Origin of the sequence: Indolivaga macrotermitis (assembly GCF_900128985.1) — a bacterium.
Taxonomy (GTDB): domain Bacteria; phylum Bacteroidota; class Bacteroidia; order Bacteroidales; family Dysgonomonadaceae; genus Dysgonomonas_A; species Dysgonomonas_A macrotermitis.
Genome location: NZ_FQUC01000017.1, coordinates 1 through 18,138 on the forward strand (window position 1 = coordinate 1; position 18,138 = coordinate 18,138).

Below are 18,138 nucleotides of genomic sequence, written 5' to 3' on the forward strand. Positions count from 1 at the left end.
GTGATGGGGAATGTTTCGATTAATGATAATGGGGTGATGACGTATGATATTAAGGTGGAGTCGGATTATGATTCGTTTTTGACGGTGGTGTTTGTCTTAAAGTGAGGTCTCTGACTTTTTTATTTTTCTAATTAGAACGAATAACAATGAAAAAACTGATATATGTATGCCTTCTATTAATAGGCTTTTCGATAAATTCTTATGCACAGAAGGAAACGAGCTGGTGGTATTTTGGATATAATGCAGGCTTGAATTTCAATATATTAAATGATGCTACTGCCGATGATGCTACAACTGTAACTAATATGCCTGAACCGATTGTTGGCCCTTTAAGTACCCGTGAGGGTTGTTTTACTGTTTCAACATATGACGGACAGCTCTTGTTTTCGTCGGATGGGTCGACGGTTTATGATAAAAACGGGGATATTATGACAAATGGAACCGGATTGTTAGGAAACTTCTCAGCTACCCAATCCGGAATAGTCATACCTCGCCCAGGAAGTACAACTGAATATTATGTTGTAACTGTTCCGGCTGTAGGAGGAACGGACGGGTTAAACTATTCAACTATAGACATCACTATGAGCGGTGGATTAGGGGCAGTAACTTCCAAAAACAATATAATTAAATCCGGATCTGTTTATGAAAATATCGCGGCTGTGCCTAATTCAAACGGAAAAGACTATTGGTTGCTTCACCGTACTCTGCAAACATTCTACGTTTGGGCAGTCACAGCCACTGGTATAGCCACAACCCCTGCATTTACAATCACAAACTCTTTGATTAATACAGTTCGTTACCCCGGAGAAATAGTGGTATCTTCTGATTTTCTGAAAATCGCATCATTTAATCATTCCGGAGGACAGGTTATATCTGCCATCTTTAATCCTGCAACCGGACAAATTTCTAATGTACAAGTATTAGAGACCGGCTTAATTACATATGGAGGAACCTTTTCTCCGAATAATAAATACTTGTATGTTGGAGTTCTAGAAAATACAGGAGACCTCTATAACATAACGTGGGATAACTTAAGAGCGGGTAATTCTATGACTTATTTGGGAAAAGGTTTCGTTAATGTTAAAGTAGGCCTGAATAAACGCCTCTATGGGGTCGAGGTCAGTGTCAATAGCCCGGAAACTCCAACAAAAAATCTATCGGTTGTAATGAACCCAGACGAAGGGGGTACAAATATCAAATATTTTACTAATTACCTTAAGAATGAAGCAGCCTTTGGCCTTCCTGCATTTGCCGCCGGATTTATCCGTATTATTCCTAAAGAACAACCTTTTGCCTGTACGGCGCATGACCGGACTTATTCTGTGGAAGTGGATCTTTCGGGTGGAAATGCTCCGGCCAGACTCGAATGGTATTTCGGGGATGGAACGGCTAGGGTGAATCAAACGGTTACTACTTCGCAAAGTGAATATTCGCAAAAGCATTCGTATAATAATTCGGGATTGTATACGATTACGGTTACTCCGTATAAAGCGGATGGGACTTCTCTGACGCCTATTACTATGGAGGCGAATATTGTTGATTGTTCTTTGAAGGCGAATAGAATGACCCGCTCGGATTTGCTGAATTCCAAACAACTCGCCGAATAGTTTTATCTATAACATAGAATGAGGAATGAAGAATGAAGAATAAAAAAATAAGAAAACAGTGTCACTTTTGTTACTTTTGTCACCTTTTTAGATTTAATTGTTTGGTTTTTAGCGCTTAAACAAAGTGACATGGGTTACACAAGTGTCACTTTACTGACACCTTTTTGTATACTTTTTAATGGAAACAATATGAAATATTTGAATATAAGGCTATTAGTTATCGTGATATGTGTCACTTTTACTATCAATGCTACGGCTCAGATAGGGGTGAATACGGATAATCCGAACAGTTCGGCTGTGCTGGATATTAATGGGTATGATTATGATAAGGGGTTACTTATTCCTCGGATGACGACTGCTCAGAAACTGGCTATTGTTAGTCCGGCTTCGGGCTTAATGGTATATGATACGGATTATAGGTGTGTTTCTCTGTATAAGGATATGCCTGCTAATCCGGGGACTTTTTCGTGGTCTTGTCTGACTTTGTATAACCGTCACTTCCTGTATATGCCTTCGGTGAATATTCCTACTTCGGATGGTTCGGGGAGTTTATTGACGGGGACTCAGTCTATTAATCTTTATAATGTGTATTATGCGGGGTTTAATTCTCCGAGGGTGAAGAGTACGGGTGCGCCGGCTGTGATTCCGTTTTTTTCAGGTTCGCAGTTGAATTATTATGTGACGTATTGTGATCCGTGTATTACGGTGACGGGGATTAGTGAGGCGGGGGTGATGAGTTATACGGTGAATTCCTTGCCGAATTATGATGCGTTTGTGAATGTGGTATTTACGCTAAAGTAGGGCAAAATGATAGCTCGCACCATAACGATGCGAGCTTTCTTTCACTATATATTTCGAGATAGATTAATATCCTCTGATAGCTTTTACTCCCGGAAGTACTTTTCCTTCGATAAACTCAAGAAGAGCACCACCACCTGTAGATACATAAGATACTTGATCTGCCAGACCGAACTTGTTTACACAAGCAACAGAGTCACCACCTCCTACAAGAGAGAACGCTCCGTGTTTAGTAGCATCTGCAATAGCTTCTGCAACTACTTTAGATCCGTGAGAGAAGTTTTCGAATTCGAACACTCCTACAGGACCATTCCAAAGGATAGTTTTTGAATTTTTGATTACTTCAGCAAATTCAGCTTCACCTTTAGGACCGATATCAAATCCAGACCATCCGTCAGGGATATTGTCAGCATCAGTGATTTGAGTATTAGCATCGTTCGCAAATTTATCACCTAATTTAGCATCAGTAGCCAATACAAGGTTTACATTGTTAGCTTTCGCTTTTGCCATGATTTCTTTAGCTAATTCCAGTTTATCATCTTCACATAATGAATTACCGATTTTTCCGCCTTTAGCTTTTTCGAAAGTAAATGCCATACCACCACCGATGATCAGGTTGTTTACTTTAGACAAAAGGTTTTCGATAATATCGATTTTTGAAGATACTTTAGATCCACCGATAATCGCTGTGAATGGACGAGCAGGGTCTTTCATGATTTTCTCTACAGCATCCACTTCTTTTTGAAGCAGGTAACCGAACATTTTGTGGTCTGCATCAAAGTAGTCTGCGATCAAAGCAGTAGAAGCATGTGCACGGTGAGCAGTACCGAACGCATCATTTACATATACATCAGCATAAGAAGCCAATGTTTTAGTAAAGTCTTTTTGCTTTTCTTTAATAGCTTTCTTAGCAGCAGCTTTTTCATCGTCAGAAGCATCTTCTGCTAAACCGCGAGGTTTACCTTCTTCTTCTGCATAGAAACGAAGGTTTTCTAGTAAAAGAGCTTCTCCCGGTTGTAGAGCAGCAGCTTTCATAGCAGCCTCTTCACTGGCACAATCACTGGCAAATTGAACATCCACACCCAAAAGCTTAGATACATGCGATAAGATATGTTTCAATGAATATTTATCTTCAACACCTTTAGGACGCCCAAGGTGTGATGCTATAATAGGGCTACCACCGTCGGCGATAATCTTTTTCAATGTAGGCATAGCTGCACGGATACGAGTATCATCTGTAATGTTGAAGTTTGCATCCAAAGGCACGTTGAAATCAACTCTCACAAATGCCTTCTTTCCGGCAAAGTTAAATTTGTCAATTGTAATCATAACTTTTTGAGTTTAAAATATATTTAATGAAATATTTTCTAATGTATTATTCCTAATAACCCTCATCGCTGATGGGCGATACAAATATACAAAATTATGTTTTAGATATTTTACAGTCGAATCAAAAAGAAAAGCCCGGTTACATTTTCTGTAAACGGACTCCTTTTCTTTACTTCTGATCGGAATATATTATTCTTCGCTTTCTTTTTTCTTACCGGGAAGATATCCCCATACTATAGCGACTAATAGTAAGGCAAGAACCGGTTTCAACCCAACTTTATTCCACATGGAAGGGCTTGGCTTTTCGCTTAATTCGATATTGTATTCCTTAGCTAGTTTAGTTATGGTATCATTATCGATTTCCCAATACGTTTCTTCATCATCAGATATAAGTACATATTGCGCCTCACTGTAATTCCATACCGGCATCCAAAACAAACCGAATTGGTCATATGCTATACCAATATTTACATGGGTTCCATTATCCATCACCGCATCGGTAGGTAACTTATCCCTAGTTTCCAGATGTACTCCGCTGTGATAAACAATAACCCCTTTTGCCTCTACCTGCTGTAATGCCCCAAGGCAGAATAGCATAAAAATAAATAAAATGATCTTTTTCATTGCTTGTTCAATGTTCTAAAAGTGTTGTTGAGTAATAAATTATTTAAAGTACAGCAAAAGTATAAAAAAATCATAACAAACAAAAATATTCCCTAACACTCTTATCTACATATAAAACGAATTATCAAGCATTTAAGAAAACAAGCAGGGGAATCTTCAATCTTATTGTTGATAATCAAGCTGACAAAATGAAACCAAAAAGAGTCCTCTGCGACAGGGCAAGCCCAAATATCCTTTTTAGATATATCGAAAATAAGCCCTATATTGTATTCCCAAATTAAAGTTATATAGTTTCAACAACCTTTTGAATAGACTGTATTTATATAACACAATTTATCATAGCATACTTTCGGTTAAATTTGCCCCACAAAAAATCAGAGGCATTCCAATATCTATCAAGGTTTTTTCTTTATTACATATAATGACTATACAGCTTAATCTTTTTTAACGACAAAATATTCATTCTGACATTTAACATTTATAAATTTGTCAGGCTTTTAACGAAATACTAAAATATAACTTATAATATTTTCTACTTATGGCTCAAGTTGATATTCGAGAATTGAATGAACGGATCGAAAGTAAAAGTGCCTTTGTTAACATGATAACTATGGGCATGGACAAGGTAATTGTCGGTCAGAAGCATTTGGTCGAGTCGCTCTTAATCGGGCTTTTATCTGACGGGCACATCCTGCTCGAAGGAGTTCCCGGTCTTGCTAAAACTCTTGCGATAAAAACATTAGCTTCACTTATTGAAGCAGATTATCGCCGCATACAGTTCACTCCAGACTTATTGCCTGCCGATGTTATCGGAACAATGATATACAGCCAAAAGAACGAAGAGTTCTTAGTAAAAAAAGGGCCTATCTTTTCGAACTTCGTATTAGCGGATGAGATCAACCGTGCTCCTGCCAAAGTACAGAGTGCGCTTCTTGAGGCTATGCAGGAACGTCAGGTTACAATCGGTGAAACTACGATGAAACTACCTAAGCCTTTCCTTGTAATGGCTACACAAAACCCTATCGAGCAAGAAGGTACTTATCCATTACCCGAAGCACAGGTAGACCGTTTCATGCTAAAAGTTATTATTAACTACCCTAAAAAAGAAGAAGAAAAACTAATCCTTCGCCAGAATATACAGAACGAATACGAAGCCCTCAGACCTGTAATGAAGGCTGATGAGATAATTGAGGCTCGCAAAGTAGTCAGTGATGTATATCTGGATGAAAAGATCGAAAAATACATTGTAGATATTGTTTTTGCAACACGTTTCCCTGCTGACAACGGCTTACAATCGTTGAAAGGGCTGATCGGATTCGGAGCTTCGCCCCGTGCATCGATCAGTTTAGCTTTAGCTTCACGTGCTTACGCCTTTATCAAACGCAGAGGTTATGTAATACCTGAAGACGTACGCGCCGTTTGCCACGATGTATTGCGTCATCGTATCGGTCTTACCTACGAAGCAGAAGCAAGTAATACAACTTCGGACGAAATTGTAAGTGAAATACTTAATAAGGTTGAAGTACCTTGATCAATGTGTAAATACTATTCGTATGGCAGTGTGCCTCTGAAGAAAATACCTGCGGCACATTACATATCTTAGACCATTAGCACATTATATTATATGGAAACAAGCGAATTACTAAAGAAAGTACGTCAGATAGAGATTAAAACCCGGGGATTGTCACGCAATATTTTTGCAGGACAATATCACTCTGCATTCAAAGGTAGAGGAATGGCTTTTTCGGAAGTGAGGGAGTATCAGTTCGGTGACGATATACGTGACATCGATTGGAATGTGACAGCCCGTTACAATAAGCCTTTTGTCAAAGTATTCGAAGAAGAACGCGAAATGACCGTCATGTTGCTGATCGATGTTTCGGGTAGCCTTGATTTTGGAACACATCAGCAAACCAAACGGGATATTGTTACTGAAATGGCGGCAACATTGGCATTTTCTGCAATTCAGAACAATGACAAAATCGGAGTTATTTTCTTTACGAACAAAATCGAAAAATTTATCCCTCCTAAAAAAGGGAAAAAACACATTTTGTACATTATTCGTGAACTGATCGATTTCCAGCCGACAAATACCCATACCGATATGGCTATGGCTCTTAAGTTTTTGACCAATGCCATCAAAAAAAGATGTACAGCTTTCTTAATATCCGACTTTCTGGATATTTACGATTATGACAATGCCCTGACCATTGCTAACCGAAAGCACGACCTCATTGCACTACAGGTATATGATCAACTGGAAACTGAACTTCCTGCTGTGGGGCTTATTAAAATGTTAGATGCCGAAACCGGTGATGAAACATGGATCGATTCGTCTTCGAAGGCTGTCAGGGAACGGTATCACAGGTACTATCAGAAACAGTTGATGGAAGTGGCACAAGCCTTTACCAAAAGTAGAGTCGATAATGTATCGATCAATACAAATGAAGATTACGTGAAGGCTCTTTTGACTTTGTTCCACAAAAGAAATTATATGAGATAGTTGTTTCTCATTTCGAATTATATGAAGGTCTCTTTTACGCTAAAATACTTATGTTGAAAAAGAATACGTTTATACTGACAATCTTATTTTGCTGTATTTCATTGATACAAATTCCGCTGCAAGCCCAAAAAGCGACAGCCAGAGTAAGTATTGACAAGCACGAAATATCAATCGGACAGCAAGCAACCATAAGTTTACAGGTAATAGCACCTAAGGGCAGACAGATTGCTTTTCCTGTATATCCCGACTCTTTAGTCAATGGAATAGAAGTGCTGGGAATGCCTAAACCGGATACCACTTTTGCCCATGAGGTAATGACAATTACCCAAAAGTATGTAATTACATCATTCGATTCGGCATTATACCATATCCCCTTTATACCGGTAATCGATGGTAAAGATACAATCAAATCAAATGATTTTGGGTTGAAAGTCAGTACGCCACCTCTTTCGGAGGCGACCAACGCCTATCTGGAACATTTGAAAGCCAATCCTAACGATTCGATTATTTTTGATAAACTGGCGGTAAATGACATTAAGCCTGTACAGGTTCCCGATTTCGTATGGCAGGATTATTTAGTATATATTCTCGGTGCATTGTTGATACTATTGCTTATAGCCGCAATAATTATAGGTATTTACATATATAAGAAAAAGAAGGAAAAAGGTTACTATTTCAAACCTCAGATTATTGAACCTCCGCACGTTATTGCTCTACATGCCTTAGACCATGTAAAAGTTGAAAAATTATGGCAACAAGGACGTGAAAAAGAGTATTATACAGAAATCACGGACATACTCCGTAAATATATTGAAGACCGTTATCACGTAAATGCTTTCGAGAAAACATCTGACGAAATTCTAGCGATTGCTAATAATTTTATGTTGGCTGACTCTTCGTCTGACAGTTTGAGACAAATACTGAAACTTGCAGACCTGGTTAAGTTTGCCAAATACAAACCATTCCCTGACGAAAATGACTTAAGCCTTGTAAATGCTTATCTGTTCATTAACCAGACAAAACTAGAAGTACCTGTAACGGAAGTAGTCAACGAAATTCCCGAAAAAGTGGTACACGATAATAATGAACCGGAAACACCTATCGACTGGACTATTTCTGACGATGACATGTTAGACGAGCATAAAAATAAATAAGAGATACTGAACAAAATGGAATTTGCAAACCCTAAATACCTGTTTTTACTTATTTTACTGATACCCCTTATCGTATGGTATATCATAAAACTAAGAAAAGTACAGCCTACTCTGAAAATGTCCTCAACCGGAGCTTTCAGAGGTGTATCACCTTCGATTAAAGTACACTTAAGACACGTACCTTTTATATTGAGAATAATAACAATCGCTTTAGTAATTATTGTTATAGCACGGCCTCAGAATTCAAACTCATGGGAGACTTCTCAATCGGAAGGTATCGATATAGTCATGGCTCTCGACGTGTCGGGTTCGATGATGGCTCAAGACTTCAAACCGAACCGTTTGGAGGCTGCAAAAAAAGTAGCATCTGAGTTTATTTCCGACAGGGAGCAGGATAAAATAGGCTTGGTTATTTTTGCCGGAGAAAGTTTTACACAAGCCCCTTTAACCACCGATCACGGAGTCCTTCTAAATCTTTTGCACGAGATACGTCCGGGAATGATCGAAGACGGAACCGCTATCGGGCTAGGTTTGGCTAATGCCGTAAACCGTTTGAAAGACAGCCAAACACAATCGCGTATAGTAATTCTGCTAACCGATGGCTCAAACAATCGTGGGCAAATAGCTCCTGTAACCGCTGCAGAACTAGCTAAGAGTTATGGCATACGTGTATATACAATCGGAGTAGGTACACGGGGTATGGCTCCAGCTCCCGTCATGACTCCTTTTGGCGAAAGAATACAGAATGTACCTGTAGACATCGATGAGAAAACCTTGACGCAAATAGCGGAAATGACAGGAGGAGAGTATTTCAGGGCTGTAGACAATACCAGCCTGAAAAAGATATATGCTCAAATAGATTCAATGGAAAAATATCTCATCAGTGTAAATAAAGTTACCCGTAAGCAAGAGCTATACCTTCCTTATGCTTTATTAGCGGTAGGCTTATTGCTCCTCGAGATAGTTCTGCGCCGTACGTGGTTACGGAATATTCCTTGATGAAGTATCATCTGTAATAATAAGTAACAGTAATTTAATAATACATTTTTCAGAATACAGCAAATTATTGTTCTTTTACTTATAAAACCAATAAAAAGGTCTGAGATCTTAAAATAAACAATAGATATGTTTCGATTTGCCAATCCCGAATATTTGTATCTGCTATTTTTACTACCAGTATTAATAGCCGGATTTATATTCTTGAATATACAGAAGCGAAAAGCTGTTCAAAAGTTGGGCAACCTGCAATTGGTTAAGCGCCTGATGCCCGAACTATCACTGAAACGTTCTTATCTGAAGTTTTGGCTCGTATTTTCCATATTCGTATTGGGAATAGTTGTACTTGCACGTCCCCAGTTCGGAACAAAGGTCGAAAAGGTCGAACGTAAAGGTATCGAACTTGTGATAGCTATCGACGTCTCCAATTCCATGCTGGCTCGTGATATTAATCCTGACAGGCTATCGAAGGCAAAACAGATACTAACGCGGATTATAGATGAACGCAAAAATGACAAAGTAGCAATAGTTGTATTCGCCGGAGAAGCATATGTGCAGCTACCGATGACTACAGATATACAATCGGCTAAGATATTCCTTGATAATATAAACCCTTCCCTCGTACCTGTACAAGGAACTGTTATAGGAAGTGCTATAAACATAGCCATGAATAGTTTCACCAGTGAAAAGGAAGTAGATAAATCTATTATCCTTATAACCGATGGAGAAGGACATGAAGATAACGCTGTACAAATGGCTGAACAAGCCGGATCTGTCGGTATTCAGGTCAATGTGGTAGGTATCGGGTCAGCACAAGGAGCACCGGTTCCCGTTTCGTCGACCAGCAATGAGATGAAAAAAGACAACGAAGGGAACGTGGTGGTATCTAAACTCAACGAAGAGATGTGTAAGCAAATTGCACAGGCCGGAAAAGGCATGTATGTAAGAGCCGATAATTCGAATAACGCACTAAAAAGCCTTCAGGCTGAGTTAGATAAATTACAGAAAAAAAATGTTGACGGAGTTACATATTCCGAATACGATGAAAAATTCCAGTTTTTTGCCTGGTGTATGCTTATCCTACTGATTATTGAAGTTTGCATATTCGATAAGAAGAACAAAATATTCAGAGGCATCAGGTTATTTAAATAAAGGATGTATTCCTTATTATTTCACTATAATACAGACATATAATACCTTTAATGATTTTCGAGAAAAATATGAAACAAATAATTATAGCACTGTTTATATTCATATCCACATCTGCTTTGTTTGCACAAAGACAGGTAAGAAAGGATATTCGTAAAGGTAACGATGCCTACAAAGAACAATTATATAATGCAGCCGAAGCGAGTTATAAATCGGCTTTAGAGAAAAATGCAGCATCGCCTGAGGCTATTTATAACTTAGCCAACTCCTATTATAAACAGGGCAACTGGGATAATGCACTAAAAACATATCAACAATATCTGGCAACCGAAAACTCCAACCAGACTAAAATGGGTTCGGCCTGGTATAATATAGGTAATACTTTACTACAGAAAAAAGATCTGAAGCAGTCTATGGAGGCTTACAAAAAAGCCCTTCGATTAAACCCAAATGATGAAGAAGCACGATATAATCTGGCTACTGTACAAAAAATAATCAAAGATCAGGAAGACAATAAACAAGACCAAAATAAGGATCAGAATAAAGACCAGAACAAGGACAAAAACAAAGATCAGAATAAGGATCAGAACAAAGACAAAGACCAAAATAAAGATAAGGACCAGAACAAGGATCAAAATAAAAATCAGGATCAAAAACAAGATCAACAGCCGCAAATGTCTCAGGAGAATATCCAACAATTGCTAAAGGCAATAGAACAAGACGAAAAAGAGACTCAGGAAAAAGTCCAGCAAATAAAGGCTGCTGACCGTAAACAGAAGAACGATAATAACAGGAGACAAAATAAAGACTGGTAATTGTCCGGGCTTAAAAAAATAATTTTATTGAAAAATTAGCCATCTGATGATTAATTTGTGAAATAGAAGTATGTACGCAATGCAAAAATATTTAGTATTATTCATTTTATCATTACTTAGCTTAAGTATAAGCTCTCAAGATGTTAGTTTTAGGGCCTCAGCTCCCAATGCCGTTGCCAAAGGAGACAACTTCCGGCTTATGTATACTCTCCGGGGAGGAGAAGGTAGCAATATAACTATTCCGGAAACCATAAAAGGATTCGATATACTGTACGGTCCTGCCGTTTCGTCCAGCTACAGTACACAGATTATTAACGGAAAAGCAACGACCGATTCTTCCGAGTCATACATCTATACATTGACAGCCTCCGAAGAAGGTACATTTACTGTGCCTGCCGCAACAATCAAAGTAAACGGAAAAACTTATACATCAAATACAGTACAGGTAAAAGTACTTCCCCCCGATAAAAATGCTCAAAATAATCAACAGGGAGGAAACCGATCGGGAGCACAAGCGTCTGAGTCTACTTCTACTGCACAAAAAATCAATCCTTCGGATGCATTTATACGTGCAATCGTATCTAAAACGAAAGTATATGAACAGGAAGCCTTTGTGGTTACTTTCCGTTTCTATACAACTCTACAGGTATCTGAACTCGGAAAAATAGAGTTCCCTGAATTTGAAGGCTTTATGGTCGAAGATCAAGACCTGCCTCCTACCCGTCAGCTAACTATGGAACATTATAACGGACGGAACTATTATTCGGTAGATCTCCGCCGTACTCTTCTATTCCCTCAACGTTCGGGAAAGATTACTATACCATCGGGAAAAATCGAAATGGTGTTTAACGTCAGATCAGGTAAAGCTGTCCAGACATTCTTCGGGCCTCAATATGTCATGACCGATGTAAAAAAAGTAATGACAACAACTCCGCTTACGATCAACGTTACCCCTCTTCCGGAAACAAAACCTGCTAATTTTTCGAATGGAGTGGGTACATTTACCATGACACCGTCAATCACTTCAACCAATATCAAAGCGAATGATGCTGTCACTCTAAAACTTGTAATCTCAGGAACAGGAAATATGAAGTTGATCAAGACTCCCGAACTTCAATTACCTAAAGATTTTGAGACATACGATCCCAAGATAACCAATGATCTGAAATATACAGACAAAGGGCTAACAGGTAGTAAAACCATCGAATACCTGTTTATACCACGATATCAGGGTACATACAAGATACCTCCTGTTCAATTAGTGTACTTCGATAATAATTCGAATTCGTATAAAACTTTATCTACACCCGAATATACTCTGAATGTAGCTAAAGACCCGAATGCCGGACAAAACAGTGCCACTAGTTTTAACAACCAGTCGGAAGTAAAAGTAGAGCAAGACATCAGATATCTGAAAACCGGAACTCCGTCTTTATCTAAAGTCGATACATTCCTGTTTGGATCGGTGGTGTACTACCTGTGGTATACCATTCCATTTATATTATTTGTCGTATTCTTCATCCTTTACCGTAAACAAATAAAAGAAAATGCGGATGTTATCAGGATGAAAACCAAACAAGCCAACAAAGTGGCGGTTAAACGTCTTAAGCTTGCCGGCAAGTATTTGCAGTCTCATCAAAAAGAACCTTTCTACGAAGAGGTATTGCGTGCGACATGGGGCTACCTCAGCGATAAACTCGTTATCCCTGTAGCTGACCTCAACCGCGACAACATAGAGCAGGAGCTAACCAGGTTCGGTGCATCGGAAGATCTTATCGATAAATTTATATCTATATTAGATACTTGTGAATTTGCCCGTTATGCACCGGCTGAATCTGACACAGCCATGGACGATTTATATAAAGATACAGTAGATGCCATCGGAGAAATGGAGAATCTAAAAGTAAAAAAATAATCGGGTACCTATGAAAAGAAAAGCGTATATGAAACCTATAATAACATTTATATTTATTATTACTGCCATATTCGGACTAAAGGCAGAGACTGTTTCTGAACAAGCCATCAATGCTTATCAGGACGGAAACTTCCGTAAAGCCATCGAGTTGCTTGAAGGAGAAATAAAGGTTCAGAAAGAACAGGGTAAAGTATCACCCGAATTATATTATAATCTGGGTAATGCGTATTTCAGAGTAAATGAAATACCTGAAGCATTACTGAATTACGAGCGCGCATTACTATATAATCCCGGAGACAGGGATACAAGACACAATATAGAATATGCTCAGACTAAAATAGAAGATAAGATACTCACTGCTGATAACTTTTTCCTGCAGATTTGGTTCGATGGAATCCAGAATCAAACTACCGCAAATAACTGGGCAAAATGGGCTATACTGTTTTTTGTCTTGTTTATTGCTGCATTATTTGTATTCTTTTTCAGTCCTAAATTAAATCTGAAAAAGGTTGGTTTTTACTCTGCAATAGTCTGTCTGGTCGTTGTTATATTTACGAATATATTCGCTTACCGCCAAAAAAGCCGGATCGAGAATCGTAATACAGCCATCATTATGGCCGGATCTGCTCCTGTAGCCAGCGCTCCCAATACTACATCCAAAGAGTTATTTATCCTCCATGCAGGGACTAAAGTTGTGATCAATAAAGTAGATGGAAGCTGGTATGAAATTGAAATTGCAAATGGCAGTATCGGGTGGATACAGAAAGATAAATTAGAAATTATTTAGCGGATGATTGGCAATGACACAGAAGCTGAGCGTTTTGTAGAAGGGATATTACCTTATGAAAGGGATGCTTTTTTATGGTTGAATGAAGTTGTACACAATATATTCTGGGACAGCTTTATGTGGATATACAGCGGCAAAATTACCTGGGTGCCGCTAGTTATTGTCGCTCTATTTGTATTTATTTACAAAGTAAAATGGAAAGAAGCCGCTATCCTGATATTCTGTATGGTATTGTTAGCTACACTATGTGACCAGTTATCGGCAGGAGTCGTAAAACATATATTCGAGCGGTTACGCCCCACGCATCATCCTGATTTTAAAGACTTCGTGATCATTGTAAACGATTACCGTGGCGGACGTTTCGGTTTCGTATCAGCACATGCTACCAATGGCTTTGGTGTGGCAACTTTTCTTGCATTGGTATTCAAGTACAGGCGATTCACCTGCGTTATTTTCTCATGGGCACTTATTACAGCATATTCACGCATATATCTGGGAGTTCATTTTATCTCCGATATTATCGGAGGGATGATTCTTGGTTCTATACTTGGATTTCTGGTTTATCTGCTCTTTCAGTTTTGCCGTATCAAAATACTGCATCACACGCCTGAGCAACTACGTATTCCCCTATTTTCGAGGCTAAGGGCAAACATTCTCTGCCTGACAATTGTTATCATTGTAATAACAATTTTTATAATAAGTCTACTCAACTTTATATTCGGTTTTAGTTGGTTCTTTTAAAAGGATTAATTAACTTTAATGCAACTATCTTTTAGTGTTGACCTTAATATATTCATTTATGACGAAAACGATTGAATACAATGAGCTTCGTAAGATTAAAGACAGATTGCCTGATGGTAGTATACACCAGATTGCAGAGAAGCTGAATTTATCTGTTGAGACTGTTCGCAACTATTTTGGCGGACATGACTATAAGAAGGGCGAGAGTTGTGGTATTCATATTGAATCAGGTCCTTATGGAGGAATTGTTTCTTTAGATGATACCCGTATTCTCGATATGGCTTTAGAGATGTTAAATGCTGAAAAAAACTAAAAAAGAATTATGAGCGATAAATTGGTTACACTTGCCATACATACCGAAACTAAGGCTAGAATATTGAAAACAGTACTCGAAAGTGAAAAAATCGATGTTACTGTCGAAAATGTAGGTAGTAATGATAGCAACCAGCCGACAGGGGTGCGCTTAAAGATTAAAGAGTCGGATTTACCGAGAGCCTTAAATATAGTAGAAAGTCGTAACTTATTTAGCTACAGTGAACCTGAAACTTACAAAACAGATGACGGGCGTAGAAGAATTTTAGTGCCTGTCGATTTTTCCGATTATTCCCTCAAAGCTTGCCAGATAGCTTTCAATTTAGCAAAAGAAATAGATGCTAAAGTCAAAATTCTTCACGTATATTTCAACCCTTATTACCCAACAGCATTACCAATGGCTGAGGCTTTTGCCTATCAGGGTAAGGAGGAAGCCGATTTTCAGAATATACTAGACAGGGTTAATAAAGATATTCAAAGATTATGCAATAAAATAGATGAGAAAATTGCTGATAAAGAATTTCCCTCCATCAATTATTCTTATGTTCTGAAAGAAGGATTACCCGAAGAAGAGATTGTGGCATTCGCCAAAGATTATAAGCCCGCTTTGATTGTTATGGGCACAAGAGGTAAAAATCAGAAAAGTGCCGACTTGATCGGAAGTGTTACCGCGGAAGTCATAGAGATGACCGAGATTCCAATATTGGCAATACCTGAGGAAACGTCGTTTAATGATTTCAAACAAGTAAAAAATATTTCTTTTCTCACAAACTTTAGTCAACGGGATTTAGTATCATTTGCCGGAATGATGGACTTCTTCAAAACGTACAATGTAAAAATCCATATGACTCATATTGAGGACAAGACAACAGATAAATGGTCTGTTATTAAACTCGAAGGAATCCAGTCTTATTTCAATAAGCAATATCCGAATATCTCAATAGACTACAAGCTTATAAGCGGACAAGATGCTATCACAGCGATGGATAGCTTTGTACACGAATCCAAGATCGAACTGATTGCACTAACTACCGCTAAGAGAAATATTTTCTCTCGAATGTTCAAACCAAGTGTATCACGCAAAATGTTATTTCAACTTGATACTCCTTTGTTTGTTTTACGTGGATAAAATTCAGAAACCCATATTTTGACGAAAACGATATAGAGCCACCAAATCCGGGATTTCCGGATTTGGATGGTTCTAAATCATTATATAGACTCAGAAATATCTAAATAATTATATATTAATCAATAACTTCAATGAAAAAGACTATAGTAATGGCTATAACAGGATTATCGGTTATTTTGGGAGGATGTAAAAGCGAAAAACCAAAAGATACCGTAGCTCAAGAAGACAACTTCACATATGAGGTCGATGCATTTGCCGATCTGCAAATATTACGGTATAAGGTTCCAGAGTTCGAATCTCTCAGTTTGCAACAAAAAGAGATGATCTATTACCTCTCGCAGGCTGCTATCGAAGGACGTGATATCTTATTCGATCAAAATAATAAGTACAATCTGGCTATACGCCGTACACTCGAAGCCATTTACGAAAACTATCAGGGAGAGAAGACCTCCAACGACTACAAAGAGTTTGAAGTATATCTGAAACGTGTTTGGTTCTCAAATGGTATACATCACCATTATGGTGAAGAGAAATTCCTGCCCGGATTTTCGAAAGAGTTCTTCGAAACTCAGGTTAAGGCTCTGCCTGCCGACAAAGTTCCGGTAAAAGCCGGTCAATCTATCGACGATTTCTTCAAGATGATTGAACCTGTAATGTTCGATCCGGGAGTTATGGCTAAAAAGGTAAATCAGGCTGACGGTGTAGACCTCATTAAAACTTCAGCTAACAATTATTATGGTGAAGGAGTATCACAGAATGAAGTAGAAACATTCTATGCTAAAATGAAGAATCCGAACGATACTACACCCATTATGTTCGGAATGAACAGTCGCTTAGTAAAAGAAAACGGACAACTGGTTGAAAAAGTTTGGAAAGTAGGTGGACTTTACTCACCTGCAATCGAACGTGTAATAGGATGGCTCGAGAAAGCAAAAGCTGTCGCAGAAAACGATGCTCAAAAGAAAGTGATAGATAAACTTGTTTCGTTCTATACGACTGGTGATCTGAAAACCTTCGATAACTATGCTATTGCGTGGGTACAAGATTCTTTATCGAGAGTAGACTTTGTCAATGGTTTTACCGAAAGCTATGGTGATCCGTTAGGTATGAAGGCCAGCTGGGAATCGGTTGTAAACTTCAAAAACGTAGAAGCAACCAAACGTACCGAAACTATCAGCTCAAATGCACAATGGTTTGAAGACAACTCTCCTGTTAATCCCCGATTCAGAAAAGAGAAAGTAAAAGGAGTTACTGCTAAGGTAATCACAGTTGCTCAATTAGGTGGTGATTGCTACCCTTCTACTCCTATTGGTATCAACCTACCTAATTCTAACTGGATCCGTAAAGATTACGGCTCTAAGTCAGTAACCATAGAGAATATCATGGAAGCATACGATAAGGCCGCAGAACATAGCGGATTCAGCGAAGAATTCGTTTGGTCTAAGACTGAGCTCGACTTGCTGCATAACTATGGATTTATAACAGATATCCTTCATACCGACCTACATGAGATATTAGGACATGGATCAGGACAATTACTTCCCGGTGTAGACCCTGATGCGCTTAAAGCTTACGGTTCAACAATAGAAGAAGCACGTGCCGACTTATTTGGTCTTTACTACTTACCTGACGCTAAATTAGTAGAACTAGGTATCACTCCTGATGCCGAGGCTTACAAAGCAGAGTACTATCGCTTTATGATGAACGGTCTTATGACTCAGCTAACCCGTATCGAACCCGGTAAAAATGTAGAAGAAGCACATATGCGCAACCGTCAACTAATAGCACGTTGGACTTACGAAAAAGGAAAGGCTGAAAACGTTGTCGAATTTAAGGAACGTGATGGCAAAACATTTGTCGTTGTTAACGATTATGCAAAGCTACGTAATCTATTCGGTCAACTTCTGGCTGAAATACAACGGGTAAAATCGGAGGGTGATTTTAACGGAGCCAAAAACCTTGTAGAAAACTTCGGTGTTAAAGTTGATCCAAAACTTCACAACGAAGTGCTGGCACGTTACAAAGCATTGAATCTGAAACCATACAAAGGTTTTATCAATCCTGTATATGAATTGGTGAAAGATAAAGACGGAAAAGTTACCGATGTGAAAATATCTTATACAGAAGGATATACAGAGCAAATGTTGAGATATGCAAAAGAATTCTCGATATTACCGACTTACAACGATTAAGTAATTACAAGCAGGATATTAGCTATCCTGCTTTACTTAGTTATAAAGCAAAAAGAAACCGTAGATTATTCATCTACGGTTTCTTTA

The 18,138-nt window shown here is 38.4% G+C and carries 16 protein-coding genes; 14 read left to right on the top strand and 2 right to left on the bottom strand.

The features are described 5' to 3' along the window. Window positions 1-146: 146 nt before the first annotated feature. Together BUC12_RS16870 and BUC12_RS16875 are read left to right on the top strand one after the other, a co-directional pair. Window positions 147-1,607: a PKD domain-containing protein gene (locus tag BUC12_RS16870; protein WP_062182834.1), complete on the top strand. Its 1,461-nt coding sequence runs from the start codon at window positions 147-149 to the stop codon at window positions 1,605-1,607. A 189-nt stretch (window positions 1,608-1,796) separates the two neighbouring features. Next, window positions 1,797-2,408, top strand: a complete 612-nt coding sequence (locus BUC12_RS16875; protein WP_070808616.1) for a hypothetical protein — start codon at window positions 1,797-1,799, stop codon at window positions 2,406-2,408. 63 nt (window positions 2,409-2,471) lie between these two features. On the opposite strand, the gene BUC12_RS16880 is transcribed toward BUC12_RS16875, so the two are convergent. Both BUC12_RS16880 and BUC12_RS16885 read right to left on the bottom strand, forming a co-directional pair. Beyond that, the gene (locus tag BUC12_RS16880) at window positions 2,472-3,734 is read right to left on the bottom strand and encodes a phosphoglycerate kinase (protein WP_062182828.1); all 1,263 of its coding nucleotides are present in this window, start codon (window positions 3,732-3,734) and stop codon (window positions 2,472-2,474) included. A 189-nt stretch (window positions 3,735-3,923) separates the two neighbouring features. Continuing rightward, window positions 3,924-4,358 carry a hypothetical protein gene (locus BUC12_RS16885; RefSeq protein WP_062182825.1) on the bottom strand — a complete coding sequence of 145 codons (435 nt, stop codon included), beginning with the start codon at window positions 4,356-4,358 and terminating at the stop codon, window positions 3,924-3,926. Window positions 4,359-4,896: 538 nt separating this feature from the next. Here BUC12_RS16885 and BUC12_RS16890 point away from each other — a divergent pair. The 12 genes from BUC12_RS16890 to BUC12_RS16945 all read left to right on the top strand — a co-directional run bounded on the left by BUC12_RS16890 (window position 4,897) and on the right by BUC12_RS16945 (window position 18,051). Further along, window positions 4,897-5,889: an AAA family ATPase gene (locus BUC12_RS16890; RefSeq protein ID WP_062182822.1), complete on the top strand. Its 993-nt coding sequence runs from the start codon at window positions 4,897-4,899 to the stop codon at window positions 5,887-5,889. A gap of 93 nt (window positions 5,890-5,982) precedes the next feature. Continuing rightward, window positions 5,983-6,861 carry a DUF58 domain-containing protein gene (locus tag BUC12_RS16895; RefSeq protein ID WP_062182819.1) on the top strand — a complete coding sequence of 293 codons (879 nt, stop codon included), beginning with the start codon at window positions 5,983-5,985 and terminating at the stop codon, window positions 6,859-6,861. Window positions 6,862-6,911: 50 nt separating this feature from the next. Beyond that, a complete protein-coding gene (locus BUC12_RS16900; protein ID WP_062182816.1) occupies window positions 6,912-8,015 on the top strand; it encodes a hypothetical protein in 1,104 nt (367 codons plus the stop codon). Between the two features lie 15 nt (window positions 8,016-8,030). Beyond that, window positions 8,031-9,014, top strand: a complete 984-nt coding sequence (locus BUC12_RS16905) for a vWA domain-containing protein (protein ID WP_062182813.1) — start codon at window positions 8,031-8,033, stop codon at window positions 9,012-9,014. A gap of 126 nt (window positions 9,015-9,140) precedes the next feature. Further along, complete coding sequence (locus BUC12_RS16910; protein ID WP_062182810.1) at window positions 9,141-10,163, top strand: VWA domain-containing protein; 1,023 nt, start codon at window positions 9,141-9,143, stop codon at window positions 10,161-10,163. Between the two features lie 68 nt (window positions 10,164-10,231). Continuing rightward, window positions 10,232-10,975 carry a tetratricopeptide repeat protein gene (locus BUC12_RS16915; protein ID WP_062182848.1) on the top strand — a complete coding sequence of 248 codons (744 nt, stop codon included), beginning with the start codon at window positions 10,232-10,234 and terminating at the stop codon, window positions 10,973-10,975. Window positions 10,976-11,054: 79 nt separating this feature from the next. Beyond that, complete coding sequence (locus BUC12_RS16920; RefSeq protein ID WP_062182807.1) at window positions 11,055-12,890, top strand: BatD family protein; 1,836 nt, start codon at window positions 11,055-11,057, stop codon at window positions 12,888-12,890. A 28-nt stretch (window positions 12,891-12,918) separates the two neighbouring features. Further along, window positions 12,919-13,677: a tetratricopeptide repeat protein gene (locus tag BUC12_RS16925; RefSeq protein ID WP_236689407.1), complete on the top strand. Its 759-nt coding sequence runs from the start codon at window positions 12,919-12,921 to the stop codon at window positions 13,675-13,677. A 3-nt stretch (window positions 13,678-13,680) separates the two neighbouring features. Continuing rightward, entirely contained in the window at window positions 13,681-14,418 is a 738-nt protein-coding gene (locus BUC12_RS16930) for a phosphatase PAP2 family protein (RefSeq protein WP_062182801.1), read from the top strand. A gap of 58 nt (window positions 14,419-14,476) precedes the next feature. Beyond that, window positions 14,477-14,731 (top strand): hypothetical protein, encoded by a 255-nt coding sequence (locus BUC12_RS16935; RefSeq protein WP_062182798.1) that lies wholly within the window; start codon window positions 14,477-14,479, stop codon window positions 14,729-14,731. Between the two features lie 9 nt (window positions 14,732-14,740). Further along, window positions 14,741-15,859, top strand: coding sequence for a universal stress protein (locus BUC12_RS16940; protein WP_062182795.1), 1,119 nt, complete (start codon window positions 14,741-14,743; stop codon window positions 15,857-15,859). Between the two features lie 131 nt (window positions 15,860-15,990). Continuing rightward, on the top strand, window positions 15,991-18,051 hold the full coding sequence (locus tag BUC12_RS16945; RefSeq protein ID WP_062182792.1) for a dipeptidyl-peptidase 3 family protein: 2,061 nt from the start codon (window positions 15,991-15,993) through the stop codon (window positions 18,049-18,051). Window positions 18,052-18,138: the final 87 nt, after the last annotated feature.